General features: G+C 51.2%; 17 protein-coding genes. All 17 read right to left on the bottom strand.

Features of this window, described 5'->3' with window-relative positions; genetic code table 11:
• Position 1 precedes the first annotated feature (1 nt).
• Positions 2 to 280 carry a DUF2277 domain-containing protein gene (locus tag NV381_RS24500; RefSeq protein ID WP_258215919.1) on the bottom strand — a complete coding sequence of 93 codons (279 nt, stop codon included), beginning with the start codon at positions 278 to 280 and terminating at the stop codon, positions 2 to 4.
• A 624-nt stretch (positions 281 to 904) separates the two neighbouring features.
• The gene (locus NV381_RS24495) at positions 905 to 1,369 is read right to left on the bottom strand and encodes a RidA family protein (RefSeq protein WP_258215918.1); all 465 of its coding nucleotides are present in this window, start codon (positions 1,367 to 1,369) and stop codon (positions 905 to 907) included.
• 181 nt (positions 1,370 to 1,550) lie between these two features.
• Positions 1,551 to 3,176 (bottom strand): N-acyl-D-amino-acid deacylase family protein, encoded by a 1,626-nt coding sequence (locus NV381_RS24490; protein WP_258215917.1) that lies wholly within the window; start codon positions 3,174 to 3,176, stop codon positions 1,551 to 1,553.
• 26 nt (positions 3,177 to 3,202) lie between these two features.
• A complete protein-coding gene (locus tag NV381_RS24485) occupies positions 3,203 to 4,291 on the bottom strand; it encodes an alanine racemase (RefSeq protein WP_258215916.1) in 1,089 nt (362 codons plus the stop codon).
• 106 nt (positions 4,292 to 4,397) lie between these two features.
• Positions 4,398 to 5,246 carry a sugar phosphate isomerase/epimerase family protein gene (locus NV381_RS24480; protein WP_258215915.1) on the bottom strand — a complete coding sequence of 283 codons (849 nt, stop codon included), beginning with the start codon at positions 5,244 to 5,246 and terminating at the stop codon, positions 4,398 to 4,400.
• A 27-nt stretch (positions 5,247 to 5,273) separates the two neighbouring features.
• Positions 5,274 to 6,149 carry a sugar phosphate isomerase/epimerase family protein gene (locus NV381_RS24475; protein WP_258215914.1) on the bottom strand — a complete coding sequence of 292 codons (876 nt, stop codon included), beginning with the start codon at positions 6,147 to 6,149 and terminating at the stop codon, positions 5,274 to 5,276.
• Positions 6,150 to 6,172: 23 nt separating this feature from the next.
• Complete coding sequence (locus NV381_RS24470; RefSeq protein ID WP_258215913.1) at positions 6,173 to 7,243, bottom strand: Gfo/Idh/MocA family protein; 1,071 nt, start codon at positions 7,241 to 7,243, stop codon at positions 6,173 to 6,175.
• Positions 7,244 to 7,508: 265 nt separating this feature from the next.
• Complete coding sequence (locus NV381_RS24465; protein ID WP_258215912.1) at positions 7,509 to 8,696, bottom strand: MFS transporter; 1,188 nt, start codon at positions 8,694 to 8,696, stop codon at positions 7,509 to 7,511.
• Positions 8,697 to 8,734: 38 nt separating this feature from the next.
• The gene (locus tag NV381_RS24460) at positions 8,735 to 10,315 is read right to left on the bottom strand and encodes a response regulator transcription factor (protein ID WP_258215911.1); all 1,581 of its coding nucleotides are present in this window, start codon (positions 10,313 to 10,315) and stop codon (positions 8,735 to 8,737) included.
• Positions 10,312 to 12,105, bottom strand: a complete 1,794-nt coding sequence (locus NV381_RS24455) for a sensor histidine kinase (RefSeq protein WP_258215910.1) — start codon at positions 12,103 to 12,105, stop codon at positions 10,312 to 10,314. Before NV381_RS24455 ends, NV381_RS24460 begins: the two co-directional genes overlap by 4 nt.
• Before the next feature lie 118 nt (positions 12,106 to 12,223).
• Positions 12,224 to 13,051: a carbohydrate ABC transporter permease gene (locus NV381_RS24450; protein WP_258215909.1), complete on the bottom strand. Its 828-nt coding sequence runs from the start codon at positions 13,049 to 13,051 to the stop codon at positions 12,224 to 12,226.
• A gap of 25 nt (positions 13,052 to 13,076) precedes the next feature.
• The gene (locus NV381_RS24445) at positions 13,077 to 13,949 is read right to left on the bottom strand and encodes a carbohydrate ABC transporter permease (protein WP_258215908.1); all 873 of its coding nucleotides are present in this window, start codon (positions 13,947 to 13,949) and stop codon (positions 13,077 to 13,079) included.
• A 26-nt stretch (positions 13,950 to 13,975) separates the two neighbouring features.
• Positions 13,976 to 15,103, bottom strand: coding sequence for a Gfo/Idh/MocA family protein (locus NV381_RS24440; protein WP_258215907.1), 1,128 nt, complete (start codon positions 15,101 to 15,103; stop codon positions 13,976 to 13,978).
• Position 15,104: 1 nt separating this feature from the next.
• A complete protein-coding gene (locus NV381_RS24435) occupies positions 15,105 to 15,929 on the bottom strand; it encodes a sugar phosphate isomerase/epimerase family protein (RefSeq protein WP_258215906.1) in 825 nt (274 codons plus the stop codon).
• Between the two features lie 45 nt (positions 15,930 to 15,974).
• Positions 15,975 to 17,297 (bottom strand): extracellular solute-binding protein, encoded by a 1,323-nt coding sequence (locus NV381_RS24430; RefSeq protein ID WP_258215905.1) that lies wholly within the window; start codon positions 17,295 to 17,297, stop codon positions 15,975 to 15,977.
• 324 nt (positions 17,298 to 17,621) lie between these two features.
• Positions 17,622 to 18,950, bottom strand: a complete 1,329-nt coding sequence (locus NV381_RS24425) for a 6-phospho-beta-glucosidase (protein WP_258215904.1) — start codon at positions 18,948 to 18,950, stop codon at positions 17,622 to 17,624.
• Positions 18,947 to 19,930: an N-acetylglucosamine kinase gene (locus NV381_RS24420; RefSeq protein WP_258215903.1), complete on the bottom strand. Its 984-nt coding sequence runs from the start codon at positions 19,928 to 19,930 to the stop codon at positions 18,947 to 18,949. Before NV381_RS24420 ends, NV381_RS24425 begins: the two co-directional genes overlap by 4 nt.
• Positions 19,931 to 19,950: the final 20 nt, after the last annotated feature.

Below are 19,950 nucleotides of genomic sequence, written 5' to 3'. Positions count from 1 at the left end.
GTTAATCCTCTGCAGATCCGAATCTTTTGGCAGATCTAACTCGGGCACGTTCGATCTCAACCTCACGGTTGCGAGGTTCAGCATTGGTTACTAGCGAGTCCAACAGGTTCTGAGCAACCACAGTGATCTCCTCAATAGCACGATTGAATGCTGCCTCATTTGCCTTCGAAGGTACGGTGAAGCCTGTGAGCTTTCTCACGAATTGGAGCGATGCTGCCTGAATCTCGTTATCGGTAGCTGGAGGGTCGAAGTTGAAAAGTGTTTTAATATTTCGGCACATAGCTTTCTCCTTTGGATAACCATTTTGGTATCCATTTTACTACACTCCAACCCGCTCATCCAGTCAAAAGAATAAGCAGCACTTTGCGAGGCCACCGCTTTTGAAAAGCGGAGATATCAGGAGATTCGAATAGGTCTCCCCAAATACGAAACGAGCCTTAGAAGCGATTCTAAAGGCTCGTTTTTTTGGGGGCTCAAAGCTCAAATCAGCGCATGACAAAGTCATTCGTTTCGGCTCCGTACCCAGCTCGACTCTTGATATGACTCTAGGAACGACAATGGCAGCAAGCAGAAGATATTATTCGATTCGAAGCCGTTGCCTACCCTAAAACCTGCAATTTTACATCCTTTTAGGTGGTTAATCGTAGTATTCTTGAATTCATGCAAATGTGCATCTTTTTTCCATTCTTAGCTGAAACGGGACCGTATTGCATGAAAATTACTGTATTTTTGCAGTTTATTCTTCTCAAACGCAAATTTCAGTAGAAAATAACTGCATTTTCGCAGGAATTTATGTGGAGTGATGGTCGGAGAATGGTCAACGAAGTATGATTTTCTGAAGGCAATAACAGAAAAAGCAGACCAACTGGAACCTTACAGTTTTGGTCTGCTTTTCTTTACTAGTCTAGTCTCTGATTTCGACGATCAATTCAATTTCAACCGGCGTATGAAAAGGCAGGTCGCTCGTACCAATCGCGGAGCGCGCGTGCCGCCCGCTTTCGCCGAACACATCGATGAGCAGATTCGAGGCGCCGTTCATGACGTAAGGCTGGTCCCCGAAGCCAGGGGCGCTGTTCACGAATCCGAGCAGCTTGACGATTTTGACAACTCGGTCAAGGTCACCCAGATAGCTCTTCATAACGGCGAGACAATTGATGATAACCTGACGGGCGGCTTCCTGCCCCTGCTCGATGGTCAAGTCACTGCCGACCTTTCCTTCGTACATCAGTACGCCGTCGATACGGCAGTCTTGTCCGGACAGGTACAGCAGGTTGCCGGTCCGGTTGCACGGAATGTAGGAGAAACGAGGTTCTCCCACTGGAGGCAGCTCGATATTTAATTGCTTCAGACGTTCTTCGATAGTTGACATAAGAAATAGCTCCTTTGGAAATAAAGTTGGATTATATATAGTTCGAGCTCGATTATATGGTTGTTTAGTACGGTTGTTTAGTACAGTCGATTAGTATGGTTGTTTAGTATGGTTGTTTAGTATAGTCGATTAGTTTAGTCGATTAATATAGTCGTTTAGTACAGTTGTTTTGTATAGTTGATTAGTGATCGTGATGACCGATGCCGCAGCAATGCTGAGCCCTAATGAGCGTTCCTTCGCGGGCTTTGGTGTGCTCACCATCATCGAGAGTAACACTGCCATTGACGATCACATGGGAGATACCCTCCGGATATTGACGCGGGTCCTGGAAGGTCGCCCGATCATGAATGGTTGCAGGATCGAACACTGCCAGGTCCGCTGCATAACCCGGCACGAGAAGGCCGCGCTTCCCGAGCTTGAACCGCTGCACCGGGAACGAGGTCACCTTGCGCACCGCCTGCTCCAGCGACAGCGTCTTCTTCTCTCGCACATAGCGGGAGAACAGGCGCGGGAACGAGCCATACAGCCTCGGATGAGGCTTGCCTGTCTCACAATGCAGGCTGTCGGAAGCGATCAGCGACTTCTCCCAGCCCACCACCTGCTCCACATCGTTGTCCGCCATGTGGAAGTAGACGATGGATACTTGCCCATCCTCCTCCAGCAGCAGATCCATGACGCAGTCAGCCGGATGCTGGCCGCGCACTTCGCTGATTTCCGCGATGGACTTACCTTCCAGCGCTGCATTCTCGGGATGGCGGACAGATGAAACAATAACCGCCTCCCAGCCGGTAGAGCAAACGAGGTTATCCCACTCCGTTTGCTCCTCCCCGAGCTCCTTTTTGACACGCTGGCGCAGAGCCGGATCACGGAATCGCTCCAGCGTGCTGCCTATGCCGCCTTCCAGTGTCCAAGGCGGCAGCACCGTTGTCAGCATCGTTGAGCCCGCGGAGTAAGGGTATACGTCGCAGGTGACGTCGAGACCACGAGCGCGCGCGTCTTCGATCAGCTCGAGAGCTTCCAGCGCCTTGCCCCAGTTACGCTTACCCGCCGCCTTCAGATGGCTGATGTGCAAAGAAACGCCGCTAGCTTCAGCAATCCAGATAACTTCCTTCACCGAAGGAAGCAGATTGTTGCCTTCGCCGCGAATATGCGTGGAGAACAGCCCGTTGTACTTAGGCAGCACACGGCATAGCTCCACCAGCTCTTCCTTGGACGTATAGCTGCCCGGGGCATACAGCAGTCCGATGGAGAAACCGATGGCTCCCGCCTTCAGACCTTCCTCCAGCAGCTGTTTCATATGCTCCAGCTCAGCTGATGTCGCCGGCCGGTTCTCAAAACCCATCGCCGCAATCCGCAGCGCGCCGTGTGCGACGTAAGTCGCCACATGCTCGGATGGACGGGATCCGGCCAGATGCGCCATATATTCGCCAACCGTTTCCCATGGCCACTTCCAGCTCGTTGAGCCCAGAACCGGCTGAACATAGGTCTGCAGAAGCTCCGCCCTGCTCGGAACGAACGGAGCAGGAGCCAAGCCACAGTTCCCAATAACCTCCGTTGTAACGCCCTGCCGTAGTTTGATTTCACTATGCGGGTAGTCGAGAATCATCAGATCGGAATGGCAATGCCCATCAATAAAGCCAGGCGAGATAACTCGCTTCTGTGCATCGATGATCCGGTGCGCCTCCACATCCAATCGACCGACAGCGGCGATCACGCCATTCGCCACGCCGACATCCCCGTAAAACCACGGGTTACCCGTGCCGTCAACGACTTTGCCATTTTTGATAATTAAATCAAGCATGGACATTCCCCTTTCTCCAGCGGCCTGCCGCCTTACTCAAGCATTCCACGCGCCAGCACGGATACCTTCTCCACCTGCTGGCCGTCCACGAAATAAATATGATTATGCAGATTCAATGTGCTGCAAACATGATTCGGGATAATATGGATTCGGTCGCCAACCTTAAGCGTATGATGCGGCTCCAATCGTATGACCCCATGCTCTTCGGAGAGCCGTTCCAGCACAGCCTCCGGAGCTTCGAGAATATGACCAAAGCCCTTTAGCTGCAAAGGGTTCGTTCCCGGCTGTACATCGGTTGCGAACGTTTTGCTGCCACCGTCGATGACTGCGTACTGCTCCGACGGACGACTGACCACCGTTGCCTCAATGACAGCCGCGCAGTCGTTCAAAGTGCATACGCCGAAAGCTTCCAGCATCCGGTCGTTAAATACATACGTGCCAGGCCGAATTTCCGTAACGCCCTCTACTTGAGCGGCGTAGAGACCGGTTGGGGACGAACCGACGCTGACGTCGGCAATCGGAATGCCAATCTCACGCATCGCCTCAGCGAGATGTACCATCAGCTCGCCTTCCTCACGACCCGCACGCTCCAGATCCAACGTTGGCTTGCCTTCTAGCAGAGCACCGCGGAACGTGTAGATGCCCGTCAGTTTCAGATGGGGCAATGCATGTATGCGACCAGCCAGAGCTACCGCTTCATCGTAAAGCACTCCGGTTCGTTTCAGCCCGGTATCGATCTCCAACCGCACTTGCAGCACATGGCCCAACCGTCCAGCTTCCTGCGACAAACGATGTGCCCCTTCATCGCTGTCCACACCGACAATCAGCTCGATCTTCCGGCTGAGCTGCACCGCTCTTTCGATTTTGGATGCCGTTACGAGCGGATAGGCTACGAAAATATTATCGATGCCATGCGCCGCCATGACCTCGGCTTCCGATATTTTAGCTACAGTAATGCCGACGGCTCCCGCTTCCATCTGAGCTTTTGCGATCGAAGGCGTCTTATGCGTTTTCGCATGCGGACGAAGCGCAGCACCATGGCGAAGCGCAGCTTCGGCCATGGTACGGATATTCGCGTTCATTGTGGGTACGTCTATTAACAGGCACGGGGTTTCTGGCATGAACAATTTCCTCCTTCACAGTGCGCGAGTGTGTTGCCTAGTTTTTATTTAATAAGTAATGAGTCGGCCATACATATACCATACATATCCAACCAAGAAGCTGCAACTAGCTGTTTAAGGACTCCAACACCTGCTTCACATACTCCACTGAGCGAATCGAGCCCAGTCGCTGCTCGTCATCTCCTTCGAATTCAACTGTAACCCAGCTGTTATAGCCACCCGTCTGCAGACGGGACAACAGGCCGCGCACATCCACACTTCCTTCGCCAAGCACCTTGCCTGCGTAGCGGTCTCCGCTCAAAGCCTCATACGATTCGCCGGAATAGCTACCCGCGACACGAGTAAAATCCTTGGCGTGTACATGGCCTACCATCGTTTGCAAAACGTCAAGTGCAGAGCCAGGCTGCTCGTCGACCAGCAGGAAATTGCCCATATCGAACGTGCTGCGCAGAGCTTCGGAGTCCACGTCCCGGATAATGTCCATAACCTGTTCCGCTTTCCCGGCGAATAGTCCATGATTTTCCAGGCATAACACAACATTCCTTGCGCCTGCATATTCTGCTGCCGTCTTCAGCCCTTCCACAATCCAACTCCGAGCCTCACCGAAATCAACCCCCTCCTGCCGGTTGCCTGAGAAGACACGTACGACCTTCGCCCCGAACCCGGCCGCTATATCGACCGACTCGGTAATTTGGCGGAGCTGCTCCGTACGGTTAGCAGCATCAGGCAGCGCAAAGTTGTTGCTCGCACCGACACAAGCTACCTCCAACCCTTCTTGCTGAAGCGCCCGTTCGATCATAGCTTGACTCTCGGTATCAGGGTACCAAAAGCGATGCAGCAGTTCAATACCTTCAGCGCAGGTCTCCTGACCGGTGAAACGAATGAAATCGATATTTTTCCATGTCTGATCGTAAAAGTATTTATGACAGCTCCATACACTTAAGCTTGTTTTCACTCCAATCCCTCCATCTGTTTCGCCCCCTTAGCGGTAGGCACGAATAAATTGAACGGCCTTGCGGATATCCTCCTCCGGCTGCTCGCCTACTTCCCTCTCGATCGTCAGATAGCCTTCATAGCCAATATCCTGCAGCGCCGCGAAATACCGGTCAAAGTCAACCTTCCCTTCACCGAGCGGAACCTCCCGGAAGCTGTCGCCCCCGGCTGCCATCTGCGCAATATGCTCATGGGACATCGGATCAAAGCCCAGTGCTCCGTAGACCAAGCGCGGATCCACCTCACGAAGACGAATACCGTCCTTCACATGCGTATGAACGATATAATCCTTCAGCAAATAGACGCCGTTTACCGGATCATCCCCTGTCACCATCACCATGTTCGCTGGATCAAAATTGACGGACACACCGTTTGTGCTCAATGTATCCAGAAAAGCTTTGAGATGCGCGGCAGGCTCCGGTCCCGTCTCGATGGCAAAATAAGCGTCCATGCTCTTCGCGTACTGCCCAAGCTCCTCGCACGCCAGCTGCAGCGTTTCGTATACCTCACTTTTCGGATCATCCGGCACAATGCCGATATGCGTCGTCACGACCCGGGTGCCGAGCTCCAGCGCCAGCTCCAGAATACGCTTGGACATATCCACCTTCTCGGGATTGGCACGATGATCCTGAAAGCCATGGCCTCCAAGATCGCCGCAAAGCGCTGACACTTCCAAACCAAGCTCGTTGATGTACCGCTTCAATTCTTGTCGGGCAGCAGTCGTCAACGTCCGAGGATCCATCTCACCACTTACAGCATATATTTGTACACCATCCGCATTAACCTCCCGGGCCTTCAGCAGCCCCTCTCGAACACCGATGCCGAAGCTATCTACTATCACGCCGATTTTATTCGTCATCATCATCAGCCCGTCTCCCCTCTCCTGCCTCAGCGGTTTATATCGAACCGAATTTCTTGCCCCGATGCCGCGGATTCATATACGGCGCATAGCATCTTCATCATCTCGACGCCATCCTCAACAGGGCTTAACGTCTCTAGACGTCCCAAGCAGCAGCCCACAAAATGCTCAATTTCGCTATTGAAGCCCGCTACGAAATCGAACGAAAGCCGATCGGCCTGGGGCAGCAGGTTGATCATCACGTCATGCTTCTCCGCAGCTATTTGCAGCTCAGGCTCAACCTGGGCGCCACCCTTGGTTCCATGGATCGAAATTGTCGTGTCGTTCTTCACCGCATGAAGGGTAAAGCTCACATCGACCATAAGCGATGCACCGTTCTCAAATCGGATCAACGCATTGGCCATATCTTCAACGTCATTTTTGGTTGCATCATAATCCGCCGCCTGATAAAACGAAAAATACTCTACATTGGCGCGGTTGCCGAGCTTATAGTACGTATTGCCGCTTACCGACTTAACCTTCGGTCGGCCCATCAAATACCAACACAGGTCGATCACATGTACACCGATATCGATTAGAGGGCCGCCGCCTGAGCGTTCCTTGTCGGAGAACCAGCCTCCAGGATTGCCGAGACGACGCAGATAGCTCGCTTTGGCATAATAAATCTCGCCCAGATCGCCTGCTTCAATGAATCGGCGCAAAATCTGTGTCGTCTGGCCGTAGCGGCGGACGAAGCCGACCTGGAACACTTTTCCACTGCGGCGGACTGCTTCCTCCACCTTAAGCGCCTGCTCTACGGTTTGGCATAGCGGCTTCTCACATAGAACATGCTTGCCTGCCTCCAAGGCGGCAATGCTAAACTCGGCATGCGTATTGTTCCAGGTACATATACTAACCGCATCCACTTCCTCATTTGCCAGCAGCTCGTGCACATCCGTGTACACATTAGGAATGTTGTACTTGGCCGCTTTTTCCTCAGCACGTCCACGGTTCATATCACAAATAGCAACAAGCTCGACTTCCTTGTTAGCTGCATACGCATCCAGATGCATAGCAGAAATCGAACCTGCGCCAATAACGCCAATCCTAAGCTTATTCATAGGTATTTACGCCTCCCAAAGAATTATGAGTTATGGTTTTCTTCGTACTCTAAAAAGCCTGGTGATCGTTTAACCTTTAACCCTTGCACGGGCGGAACTACTTTGGTCCTCACTCCGTAGTTCTGCGATTTTACAGCCTAATTTGGCTTCTCTCGCGGTGCATTGAATTTGCAGCACCGCGAGAGAAGCCGGCGGGGTTCGACCGACCGCCATGCAATGCCGCAACGCGCGCCAGGGATTCACGCGCGTTGCGGCAATATGATCATCAGCCGGTGGAGGACTTTGTACGGTTCATCAGAGCGAACATGATCAGGAATCCCGCAACTCCGAGCAGCGCAAGCACGGCTCCGAGTCGGTACATAGCCACCGCGCCCATATAGTGGAACACCCAGCCTCCGGCAATACCGGCGACTATACCGGACACGCCTCCCCAGCTCAGCGCGTACAGCGCCTGGCCTGAGGCCCGGTACTCCCGCGGAATCAGCGTAGAGGTCAGCTGCGTGCCTATGTAGTAGTATCCGCCGAACGTAATGCTGTTCAGGATTTGGATGCCTACAACCTCATAAGGAGAGGTGGCCAAAGACATCAGCAGCCATCGTACCGCATACAAAAGACTAACCACACCCAAACACAGAATCATAGTTCTGCCGTTCTTTGGCAGCAGACGGTCGAAGAGCAGGAAAACTGGAATCTCAAAGATAGATGTCAAGAAAGCCGACAATCCGATCAGTCCTTCCTGCCCTCCAAGATCGGAGATATAAATCGACACGAAGGTCGTATTCATACCGTTCGGGATCGAAATCAGCACCCCGATCAATAGAAAAGCAAGGAACCGCTTGTTCGTAAAGATGCGTCCGTACCCACCGCGAAACACATCTTCCTTGGGTCGTGCATTCCCCCGCGGAAGCGCGAAAGCAACCCCAATGGCCACCAGCATCATAACGCTGTACACGACCCAGAAACGACCGATGCCGAGCAGGCTCAGAACAGGTCCGGTCGCTATCGCCATTAGAGCCCAGCCAAGCGATCCCCAGAGGCGGAACGAGCCAAACCTGTGTCCCGTATGCTCGATGACATCCAGAATCAGACTATTGCTCTGCGAAAAGAGTGGGCTCTGAAAGAAAAAATACGCCAGCATCAGCGCGAACAACACAGTATGTGAAGTACTGAAAAAGACGCTCAGCATCACAACCGTGTTGCCGATCAACAACAAGATCAGCACCCGCTTGATATTGTTCCAGCGGTCGCTCCAATAACCCCAGAACGGATTCGCCAGAATCGAAATGAACGGACCTCCAGCCAGCAGCAGACCGATCTGCAGAGACGAAATGCCAATTGATTTCAAATAGAGCGGAAAGAAAGACGTGTAAATCGCAATCGCGCCGTAAATAAAGAAGTTAAAGCCTTTAATAACGGTGAATGACCGCGCTTTCGTTCGGGAGGCTAACTCCATGTCATGCCTCACCTCCTTACCCGTACCGGCCAGAAGCCTTATGTCGGTGTCGTTTCCGCAAGCTTGCGGTACTGCGTAGGCGTGACGCCTGTATATGATTTGAAGATGGAGCAAAAATACTTGTAATCCTTGTAGCCGACTTTCTCCGCAATCTCGAACACTCTGTCATGCGTCTCTCTCAGGAATGCTTTGGCATGCTCGATCCGCACCTCGTTTAAATATTCCGCGAAGCCTTTACCGAAATATTGATTGAAGACAATACTGAAATAGTTGGGCGTGATTTTCAGCCAGGCCGCAACCTCGGATGCCCTTAAATCGTTGGTGTAATGAGATTCAATATATTTTTTGACCCTATCGATAGTCCAATGGTTTTTGCCCCCGACAGAGGAATGAATTAGAGTGAACAGCGACAACAGCTCACGGCGGATCAGCGCTTCAAGCGCACGGTAGGAGTTATGCACATGCAGATCGATTTCCCCGGCCAGAAAGCCTTCGATCTCATCCGACACATCTACACTGCTGGTTCGCAGCCTCCGTTGAATCACAACCTTCAGCTCTTTGACCGCCTGGACGATATCTGCGAGCAAATTGCCTTTCTCACGCGATTGGTCCATCATTTTCCCCAGAACATCCTCCAACTCATCGATGCTCCCATTAAACAGGAGGTTCACAAGTTCCTTCTCCAGCTCTGCAGGTGCAAACAAACCGCGATTCCTTCTTGGAGAAACCGATTCCTCGTGGAATAACACGGTCCTTCCCTCCATAGCCGCACTCAGCTGGACAGCAGCAATGGCGTTCTCACAGCGCGTGTATGCCTCCGTCAGCGCCTGGAAGTCAGGAGAAACACCAAAGTGAAGACTATGCGCCTCCACTGCTGGTCCCGGCACTTCACCCAACGCAGCGAGCAGCTTCTCCCGGCTAACCTCCCGAGAATCGATACATAAGGAAATTAGCAAATTCGGATGATGAAAAAACGAGAAAACCTCCTGCCCCTCTTCCGAGAGGGCGTTATGGACGGCTTGCTCCCATTTCCTACGTACTGTCTGCCGTTCTTCCTCTGCCGATTGCTCGGCCCACATCGCATAATCCTCCAGCTGACTCGCTACAAAACGGAAGCTATGAGCCCCCGCTGGAACAGAGGGAGTTTTTTCTCCATCAGGCAAGGCACCACCGTTCTGCATCAGGCTTTTCAGCCAGCTCAGCCAGCAGTCTCGCACAGCTTCCTTCCTTTGGTTGGCCTCTTGCTCCAGTTCGCCGCCGATGCGCTGCACCATCCCCATCAGCTCGTCAACATTGACCGGCTTCAGCAAATAATCCTCCACCCCGATACGGATTGCCTGGCGTGCATATTCAAAATCGTCATAGCCGCTGAGGATAATGATCCGTATCTCTGAATGCCGTTCCCTCAGCGTCTTGGACAAGACGAGGCCGTCCATGCCGTCCATGTTGATATCCGTCAGTACCAAGTCGACCGGCTGGCGTTTAATCAGCTCGAGCGCTTCCGCCCCATCGGCGGCTTCGCCCACCACTTCAACTCCGATCGAGTCCCACGGGATCGTCTCCCGCAGTCCTCGGCAAATGATAGGTTCGTCGTCTACAATCAACATTTTAATGGTCATATAGCCTCCTGTCCGTTCGTCTGAATAGGAATTCTTAACCGAACGCAAGCCCCAGTCTGGTTGTATTCTTCGGGAATTTCAACACCATAACCTCCGCCATAGACCAGCGAAATAAGCTCATGAATATTGCATAGCGCATGCCCGACAAGACTCTCATCGCTGCTCTTCTCGGCTAACGCCTGACGAATTGCTTGCAGCCGCTCCTTCGTGAAGCCCATTCCTGTATCAGCTACATCAATGATCAGCTCATCTTGCAGACTACGATAGCAGCGCACACGGATCTCACCCTTCTGCCGGGAGATAAAGCTGTGCTTGATACTGTTCTCTACAAGCGGTTGGATCAGTCTGCGCGGCAGCACAACCTCTTCCAGTGAAGCCTCCATCAGCAGGGAGAAAGCGAGCTTGCTCCCCATTCGTTTCTGCTGCAAATTGAGATAAGACCGGACGAATTCCAGCTCATCGGCCAAAGTCGCAGTGCGTTTCTCCCTGTTCATGCTCATCCGGAAGAAGCCTGACAGTGCTTCGATCAGTTGGCTGGTTTCCGGTGCCTTCTCCAGCCTGGCCGTCCACCGGATCATATCCAACGTATTGTACAGAAAATGCGGGTCCATCTGGCTTTGCAAAATACGCAGCTCGGATTCCTTCTGCTGGATCTCCAGCTTGTATTTCTTATCGATCAGCTCTTTGATCGTCTGTACCATATTATTGAACTGCCTGCCAAGCTCACCGATCTCGTCACGAGAACGAACCGTCACCCGGGCAGAGAAATCTCCGGTCTTCAAACGGCTTGTTTGCTTCTTCAGCTCAAGCATAGGACGAATAATCGCCAGCTCGAATCCAATCAATGCAAACAGGCCAAATATAAAGACAACCAGGAACAAAGCCTGCAGCGAAACCTTTAGTGCACTGGTCTTGGCTACGATCGTCTCGTCACTGACCAGTGTCACAATGTTCCAACCGGTAGATCTCATGAACTTATTAAACACTACGTGATTTTTTCCATTTATTTCTATTTTCGTCACTTGACTTGATGATTGGTTGACTGCATTCAACAGCTCCGAATTCGGGTAAGGCTGTCCAATAAGCTCCTTGTTACTGTCCAACAGGACGGTTCCATCGGGACGTAATATAAAAATGGAGCCCTGCTCCTTCGGAATCGCTGCTGTCAGCAGCTTGGAAATCTCCGACTCGTTCAGCCTGACGATGACCAGTCCAACCGTCTTCGTTAAATCGTCAAAGGAATTGATGATGCGGAACAACGAAACCACACGCTTCGGTCCGGTCCAGGCACTGGTCAGCGGATATGAATTAGACCAGACAATCCTGCCCCGGTTCTCCTTTGCCAGATCGATCCACGGCTGCTCGGGTCCATCCACCGGCTCCCCAAGCTGCATCGTGTTTCCTTTCAGACCCTGCAGTGTAATTGATTTAATATAGCTCTTGGACATGAGCTGGAAGGCGACAAAGCCTTCGATGGATTCCCGGTCTTTGTTCAGCTGATCCAACGTCTCAGGCGTTTCAGCCGTCTGCATGAAATTACGGAAATCCTTTTGATAAATCATATAGTCCGTCATATCGTCCACGGTTTTGATCTTCTCATACAGATTCATCTCAATAGTGTTAAGATTTTTCTCCGTGGAATCGATGAATTGCTGTCTTAAGATGGTGTCATACCTGTTCAGAAACGCATACCCGACAAGCAGGGATGGGAGCGTTACCAATAAGAAGAAGATCGCAATCGATTTTTTTCGCAAGCTTATATTGGTTAATCTGCCTTGATTTTTTTTCATTTCCCGCAAGTCCTCCCCCCATAGATTTCCTTACCGGTATTTTGTCCATCACGGTTCGGATTCCATCTATTCCTTCTATAATATAGGAAGGCCCGAGGGGGAATCTACTGGAAATTGGCTAGCCTTTCACGGCTCCTGCGGTCATTCCCTGCACGAGCTGCTTCTCCAGCAGAAGATAGAAAGCTACTACAGGCAGCAGCGCCATTGTCAGTGCAGCCATTTGCATCGTCTGGAACTTCGTCTCCGTACCGGCGAAATTGGCAAGACCCAACGGAAGTGTCTTGAGTCCTGTCTTGCTGATCAGCACCAGCGCGAACAGAAATTCATTCCAGTTGTAAATGAAGTTAATGATGACAACCGTCGCCAATGCAGGCCGAGTCATCGGTAAAATAATGGACCAGAAGATCCGGTAGACTCCACCTCCGTCAATAACCGCCGATTCTTCGATATCCTTAGGGAAAGACTTCATGAAGCCTACTAGAATAAAAATCGTAATCGATAGATGGAACGCGGTATACGGCAGGATTAGAGACAAATGGGTGTTCAATAATCCGAGTTTCTTCATTAATATGAAGATCGGCACAAGCGTTGCGTGAATCGGAATAGTCATCCCGATGATAAACAGCCCGTAAACCCACTTGGACAATTTAAAATCGAATCTTGATATAAAATAGGAGGCCAACGCACCGAGAAACACAGTTAATACAATGGCGGCTATCGTCACAAAGATGCTGTTCCAGAAATAAGTACCGAGGTGAGCTACCCTCCAGGCATTGGTATAGTTGCTAAAATCCCACAGCTTGGGCCAACCCATCGGATTAACAGAAAATTCTTGCTCGGATTTGAAGGAGCTGATGATCATCCACAAGATAGGGATAATATTGGCCAAACATAAGACAGCCAGCAATATGTGGATGAATGATAATTTTATACGTGATGTTTGCATAGGTCCTCCTTCTGCTAGGTTCTGCTTATTGGCTGCGTCGTGTAAGCAGGTTGGCTGCATAAATGGCAATCAGGCTGAATAGCAGAATCAGCATGGAAACCGCGCTTCCATATCCAAAATTCATATTTTGAAAAGCATTGTTGTACATATAGATCGTCATCACTTCCGTGTTATGCGCCGGTCCGCCGGCCGTCATGACATAGATAAGATCAAATACCCGGAAGCTGTTGCTGATAGAGAAGATGAGTATTACCCAGATCGTATCCTTTAGCATTGGAAGAGTTACATACCAGAAATGCTTCCAGCCTATCGCTCCGTCCATAACGGCAGCTTCCTTGATTTCTTCCGAAATATTTTGCAGAGCCGCCAGGAATATGACCATATAAAAGCCGTAATTTTGCCAGATATACGTAATGCTGACCGAGAGCATGCCGAGCTTCGGGCTTCCGAGCCAGTCCTGCTTCCAGGCATCCAGACCGATCACACTAAGCAAACCGTTCAGTAGACCGGACTCTATCTTGTATACCATACCCCAAATAATTGACACGATAACAGCTGAGATAACGACAGGCAGGAACAGCATCGATCGATAAATCTTGATGCCTTTGAGCGAACGGTTAAGCAGCAGGGCGAAAAACAGACCTATCGGAAGCTGACCGAAGATACCGGTTGCCATCATGAAAATATTGTTTTGTACGCCCTTCCAGAAAATCGTATCCTTGAGGGTCGAAACGTAATTATCGATACCAATGAACTTCATAGGGGATAATCCATCCCAATTGAAGAAAGAATAGTAAAATGACATGCCGATAGGCACTAGTGCGACTCCTATATAAATGATGAGAGCCGGCAGCATTCCAATAAACACAGTCCATCCAGTTCTTTTCAATGCATGCATGTGCAGCAGCCTCCGTTCACAGTTAGTTATATCTTGACGGCAAGCGACCGGGAGCTGGCTGCAATTTCATCTGCCGTAACCTCTCGGCCAAGGGAGTCGGCCAAATAAAGCCCTTCGCTTATCAGCAGCGTCGCAAGTGCAATGTCCGCTGTCGGCAGAAGCTCGACTCTCCCTTGCAGTGCGGCAATCCAATGCTGCTGGGAGGAGTCGTAGGCATCCTCATTCGATCTCATTCGATGCCATCGGATGTCCATCCGGTTGAGGTCAACCGTACTGTTCAAATCGAGGTCCGCCACTGTCGTATGGAAGCTGAAATCGCCCGTTTGTTCTCCTGAATGATAGGAGGGCAGTCGAATTCCCCCTTTTGCCCCAACGATGCTGCTTCCTTCGATTCCGCCCAAATGTATGGCCCAGGCTTCGAAAATATCCAGCGTCACGCCACTCTTGAAAGTAACAAAGCCTACCGCCAGCTCCTCCACATCAAAGCCACTGTCTTCCCGGCGCTGCGGGTCCATATCCATCTCTTGAACCAGCCTGCCTGTCATCCGTTCCACATCGGTTACTCCGAGCAGGTAGAGCATCTGAGCAATATGGTACACGCCCATATCAAGCAGAGCACCGCCCCCTGCGCTAGCCTTCTTCGTGAAATGTACCGTACCAAAGCCATCCACATAAGGCCGGCCTCTGCGGCGAAAGCCATTCGAACGTGCATGGAACAATCGTCCCAGCTGTCCGTCATCAATCAGCGCCTTCGCTGCTTTTGTTTCTTTCTTGTACAGGGTGCCAAGCTGAATATGCAGCTTCTTCCCGCTTTCACGTGCCGCCTCCAGCATCGTCAGGCCATCATAGTAAGAGCCCGCTATCGGCTTCTCGCAGTAAACATGCTTGCCGCTCCGAAGTGCAGCGATCGTCAGCGGTGCGTGAAAATTATTGTGCAGACACACATCCACCGCATCGATGTCATCTCTCGCCAGCATTTCCTTAAAATCCGTATAGACATCCGGGATCCCATACTTTTCAGCAGTCAGCCGTGCTTCCTGCTCGTTAATATCGCATAAGGCCACAACCTCAGCTCCGGGGATGCCGGCGTATTCCTGCAAATGAGCTTTTCCGATAATGCCGACACCAATGACGCCGATTCTTATTCGTTGCACCTCATTTCCCTCCGTTTCCTTGTTCCAGCATGGCCATTTCAGCCTTGGCCAGTATTCGTTTCGCTGAAGCCAACGCCCATTCCAGCTCGATGTAAGGCAGGGACGGAGCGTTGTACTCGACCGCCCAATGTCCCTGATAACCGCACTCCATGAGCATCCTTGTGATCTCGATCGATTCCTCCGAGACTAATGACTTGGCATCGAGATGAACATGATTCACCCAAGGGGCTATCAGCCGATCCCCCTGCGTCTGCGTATCCTGCTGCCATCGGCCGATATGCAGAAGCACCCCATAACCCGGATGATCCACTGCTTCGGCAAGCTTCTTCATCCACTTCGGATCGAGCGAAATACCTGTATGATTCTCCGGCCCGACCGTATATCCATTGTCTAGTGCTCGCTGTGCATATTCCCGATAACGCATAACTGTGTATTCGAATTGCTCCTCAGAAGGCTCTACCGGCCCACGACTCGTATCGATCCGAACTGTGCGGGCGCCGAACAGCTCCGCTGCGCGTAAATGATCAAGCGCATTCTGGTGCAGCCTCGCCCGGGTACCGGGGTCCGGGTCCCATATATGGGCCCGGTCCACAGCAAAATTGGCAACGGTCAGTTCTTTCTCATCAAGCGATCTTTTAATTTTCTGTAAAATATCGTCTTCGGCGATCGGATAGAATGGATCACTCCGATCTGCGAAGAATCCATTCCACAAGTCAACGGATTGCAATCCATAACGATGCCGGACCGTTTCTAAATAACCGAAAATATCCATTTCTCCTGCACTGAGCAGCTGGTAAAAAGAAAATCCTCCGATGGAAACATTCAAGCTCCTAACCTCCCTGACCCAAGTCGATCCCAGGCTGCGTTTGCTTTATTTCTTACTCTTATCCACGGCATCTTGCAGCTCTTTGGCAATTTGCTCTGGTGTCTTCTGCTTCGTTATGATCGCTTGGATTCCATTCTCCATTGCATCCTTGACGGATGGATGCATCACACTGTCGAATACGAGCGCCGAGCCATTTTGCGTTAGCTTCAGCATTTCTTTCAGATAAGGGCTAGTATCCGCAGGCATATCGACCTTGGCCGGAACAACGATACCTTTGCTCATCAGGTTCTGGTACAGCTCAGGCGCGTAAAAATATTTCAAGAACTTCAACGCCGCTTCCTTCTTCGCACCATTCAGCTCTTTGCTCAACCCGATACCGTACTGAATGACTCCCGCACTCTTAGTTGGATCTCCTTTACCACCATCAACCGAAGGGAACAGCGCGATTCCGATGTTTTCGGCAGCTGCTTTATCCGTATTTCCAGCTCTGAATTTGGTGTCAATCGTCGAGCTGGTCATCGTCATGGCTGCTTTCTTCTGCAGGAAGTAATCTTGCTGCTGTACTTCGTCCATCGTGTTGATATCCGGGTTGAAGGCATCCAGCTTGACTAGATCAGACACTACATTCAGTGATTTCACATATTCCGCATCGGTAAATTTGGCTTCCCCTTTATTCACCTTAGTCAGGAATTCGCTTCCGGTGATACGATCCTCTACGGCAGACATGAAGGTCGATTGCATAGGCCATTTATTTTTGTTTCCGATCGCCATTGGAGTGACACCAGAATCCTTCAGTTTCTTGACCAGATCGAGGAAGCTGGCATAAGTTTTGGGAAATTCATTAAAGCCCGCTTTGGCCAACATATCCTTGTGGTAATATACAATATCAACAAACGTCATCTTGGTAGGAATCGCATATTGCTTGCCATTCACATTAAAGCCGGCCAGAGCCTGCTGTGGGAGTATGTTTTTCCAGTTATCCATAATCTCGTCTATCGGCATCAGCACATTAGCTGCGATATAAGGCTCCATTTCGATTCCCGGGAAAAGGATGAACATATCCGGCATACTGTTGCCAGCCGCTTCCGTACGAAGCTTGGTACGATATTGGGCCGATGGAATGTCCTGTGCCTCAATTTTAATATCAGGATTCAATTCTTCGAACTTCTTGATCCGTTCCTTGTACAGCACGTTGTCTACATTGGGGCTGGACCAGTTATACTCCATAGTCAGAGTCACAGGCCCTTTAGTTTCTTTCGCTGGAGTCTTGGTCTGCTCGGTTGTGGTCGTCTGTCCGCAACCTGATAAAGCAGTAACCATTGCGGCGGAAGCGGCAACCAAGATTGTATTACGAATCGACTTTTTCACAAGAACATTCCCCTTTTCAAATGTCATTATTATTAACACTAAAGTTCGTACGGCTATTATAACTCCGAATGTATCCGCTTAACTATCCCACGGAAATACAATAAAGTTGAATTTTTTAATCTAATATCGAATTTCAGTCTATTTTTTATGATTAATGTTAGTTTATATAACATACAAGTAAGCGCATCCAATCAAAAACCATTGTTTTTTAGCCCTCATGTTAGCTTTGAAAGCTCTTAAAAAAAGAAAAAAACTGCAATCCAGCCCGGATCACAGATTTTTTCATCTTCATTTCGCGATTAGTGTAGCCAAAAACCGAGAAACTCACTCTTCAGCTTGCGGAAACTGCGGAAGCCACTCCTTATTTTCAAGCAGAATGTCGTCCAGCACTTTTTTGGCAAGGGCCGCATCCCCTACGAGCGGATGAATAGCCAATGCCTGGAGCGCAGAAGCATAATCTCCCTCAACGGCGGCCTTGACCGTTAATTCTTCATACGCCTTTACGACCTGAAGCAAACCACGCATTTGTGCTGTTACCGGAGCCAAGGGCTGAATCGGGTGAGCGCCCTGCGCATCTATCACACAGTTGATTTCTACCGATGCGTCATTCGGCAGGAATGGCAGAATCCCGTTGTTTTTTACGTTTACCGTCTGAATATTTCTTGTGTTGTTGTAGATTGCCTTGATCAGATTGACAGCCGCCTCGGAATAATAGGCCCCACCTCTCTTCTCAAGCTGCGGCGGCTTAACCGCCAGCTCCGGATCCTTATACAGCTCGAATAATTCCGCTTCGACCCCGATTACATCGTCCGCACGTGTCGTTCCATGCTCACGGAATTTCTCCTGCATGTGCTCAAGCATCGTATTCCTCATGTAGTAATACCGATGATAGCTGCAAGGAAGTGCGCCTACAGCTTGAAGGAAGTCGTCATCCCAACCGAAATCGGGAATATTCTTCATCGTCAATCCGCTCGCCCCAGCCGCCTTGCTCAGAAAGCTGCGGGTTACGTCCTCCCCGTCAATCAGGATGCGCGTCGTCCAGTTCAGGTGGTTGATGCCTACCATCTCTGTTTCAACCCTCGCAACATCGATATCGTACAGCCCGGCAATCTGCATACGAGTACCGATTGGAAGATTGCAGAGCCCCATCGTGCGGATCTTGGAATGCTTGATTACCGCTTCGGTGACAATGCCCGCCGGGTTCGTGAAGTTGACGAGAAACGCGTCCGGCGCAAGCTCCTCCATATCCCGGCAAATATCGAGAATGACGGGAATCGTACGAAGCGCCTTGGCAAACCCGCCGGCACCCGTTGTTTCCTGTCCGATCAGCCCATGCCGGAGCGGAATTTTCTCGTCACGGGAACGCGCCGACAGCAGTCCGATTCGCATTTGCGTAGCAACGAAGTCTGCGCCGGCAATTGCAGCCCTCCGATCAAGCGTCAGGCTAAGCTGGATTGGCACTCCGGTCTTTTCGATCATACGCTCCGCCAAACGACCAACAGTCTCCAGTTTACTCCTTCCCTCTTCGACATCGACCAGCACCAGCTCGGTCACTGGGAGTTCACTGTAATTCTTAATGAATCCCTCTATCAGCTCAGGGGTGTACGATGATCCGCCGCCTATGACCGCTATTTTCAGAGTTTTTTTTCTCATGATTTGTACCCTCCGTAGGCTATGAATTTGTTCATGATAATATCCGTTACGGGCAGCTGCAGCCGATCCATCGCCAGCAGCACCGAACCGTACACCGGCGACAGCTGCGGCACTACGAGCTCGAAGGCATCATGCTTTTCAGCGATTGTCTCCTTCAGTGCCTGAAGCAGGTGAGGATTGCGGCCCTCTTGAACGACGCTTCCCACTAGCACAATCGGCACCGTTTCGGAGCCGAAGCCGCCGAGGCGTTGAATAACCGAGTTCGCCGCAATGCCGAGCTCCTTGCCCGAGCCACGCAGCAGCTCGATGGCCAGTTCGTCCCCTTCATCCGCTGCCTGGTGAAGCACGATCGTCAATTCCCCTGGAACTTGTCTTACATCGCGATCGAGAAAATCGTTCACGAGCGCCTCCATCGTGTCAAAACCAAAATAACGGGGAACCCTATCCGTTAGCAGCGACGGTCTCTCCCGCAGCTCCCACGAACGAACGGCGCTGCTGAAAGTTTCGCGCGCCAGATCGGTTCCGCTCGTCCGGTCGCCGTACAAGGGCCCAAGCCCTCCGGTCTGCACCGTCCGTCCTTCCCGGTTGCGCCCTGCAGCATTCGTACCGTTGCCGCATACGAGCACAACGCCCGTATTGGTGGGGCTCCCAGCCCGCAGCCCTGTCATCGTGTCGCAGACCAGATCCCAGCTCGCGAACGGAAGCCTGCCCAATGCCGGAAGCAGCACATCGAAATCCTTCTGTCGGTCTGCACCGGCTAGTCCGTATTGTACAAAGGCGATATCGTCATGCACCAGCTGCGCTTCCGCGAGCGCCATGGCAATCGATTCACTAATATTGGCCATCGCCTGCTCGACGCCAAAGTTCTGGTGATTACTGCGGCCCGAGATGCCCTGTCCAAGCCGGTTGCCCTGCCCATCAGTAACTACCGTATAAGTCTTACTGCCTCCGCCATCAATGCCCATTAGGTATGGCATCATCTGCCTCCTCTCCGTTATTC

This window comes from Paenibacillus radicis (ex Xue et al. 2023) (assembly GCF_024722015.1).
Taxonomy (GTDB): domain Bacteria; phylum Bacillota; class Bacilli; order Paenibacillales; family NBRC-103111; genus Paenibacillus_S.
This window is presented reverse-complemented; position numbering and strand designations above follow the sequence as displayed.

Excerpts from the sequence above, each read along its gene's own strand:
- NV381_RS24450 (WP_258215909.1), bottom strand. The coding sequence starts at position 13,051 with ATGCAAACATCACGTATAAAATTATCATTCATCCACATATTGCTGGCT.
- NV381_RS24500 (WP_258215919.1), bottom strand. The coding sequence starts at position 280 with ATGTGCCGAAATATTAAAACACTTTTCAACTTCGACCCTCCAGCTACC.
- NV381_RS24495 (WP_258215918.1), bottom strand. The coding sequence starts at position 1,369 with ATGTCAACTATCGAAGAACGTCTGAAGCAATTAAATATCGAGCTGCCT.
- NV381_RS24465 (WP_258215912.1), bottom strand. The coding sequence starts at position 8,696 with ATGGAGTTAGCCTCCCGAACGAAAGCGCGGTCATTCACCGTTATTAAA.
- NV381_RS24420 (WP_258215903.1), bottom strand. The coding sequence starts at position 19,930 with ATGATGCCATACCTAATGGGCATTGATGGCGGAGGCAGTAAGACTTAT.
- NV381_RS24490 (WP_258215917.1), bottom strand. The coding sequence starts at position 3,176 with ATGTCCATGCTTGATTTAATTATCAAAAATGGCAAAGTCGTTGACGGC.
- NV381_RS24470 (WP_258215913.1), bottom strand. The coding sequence starts at position 7,243 with ATGAATAAGCTTAGGATTGGCGTTATTGGCGCAGGTTCGATTTCTGCT.
- NV381_RS24475 (WP_258215914.1), bottom strand. The coding sequence starts at position 6,149 with ATGATGATGACGAATAAAATCGGCGTGATAGTAGATAGCTTCGGCATC.
- NV381_RS24485 (WP_258215916.1), bottom strand. The coding sequence starts at position 4,291 with ATGCCAGAAACCCCGTGCCTGTTAATAGACGTACCCACAATGAACGCG.
- NV381_RS24460 (WP_258215911.1), bottom strand. The coding sequence starts at position 10,315 with ATGACCATTAAAATGTTGATTGTAGACGACGAACCTATCATTTGCCGA.
- NV381_RS24455 (WP_258215910.1), bottom strand. The coding sequence starts at position 12,105 with ATGAAAAAAAATCAAGGCAGATTAACCAATATAAGCTTGCGAAAAAAA.
- NV381_RS24425 (WP_258215904.1), bottom strand. The coding sequence starts at position 18,950 with ATGAGAAAAAAAACTCTGAAAATAGCGGTCATAGGCGGCGGATCATCG.
- NV381_RS24445 (WP_258215908.1), bottom strand. The coding sequence starts at position 13,949 with ATGCATGCATTGAAAAGAACTGGATGGACTGTGTTTATTGGAATGCTG.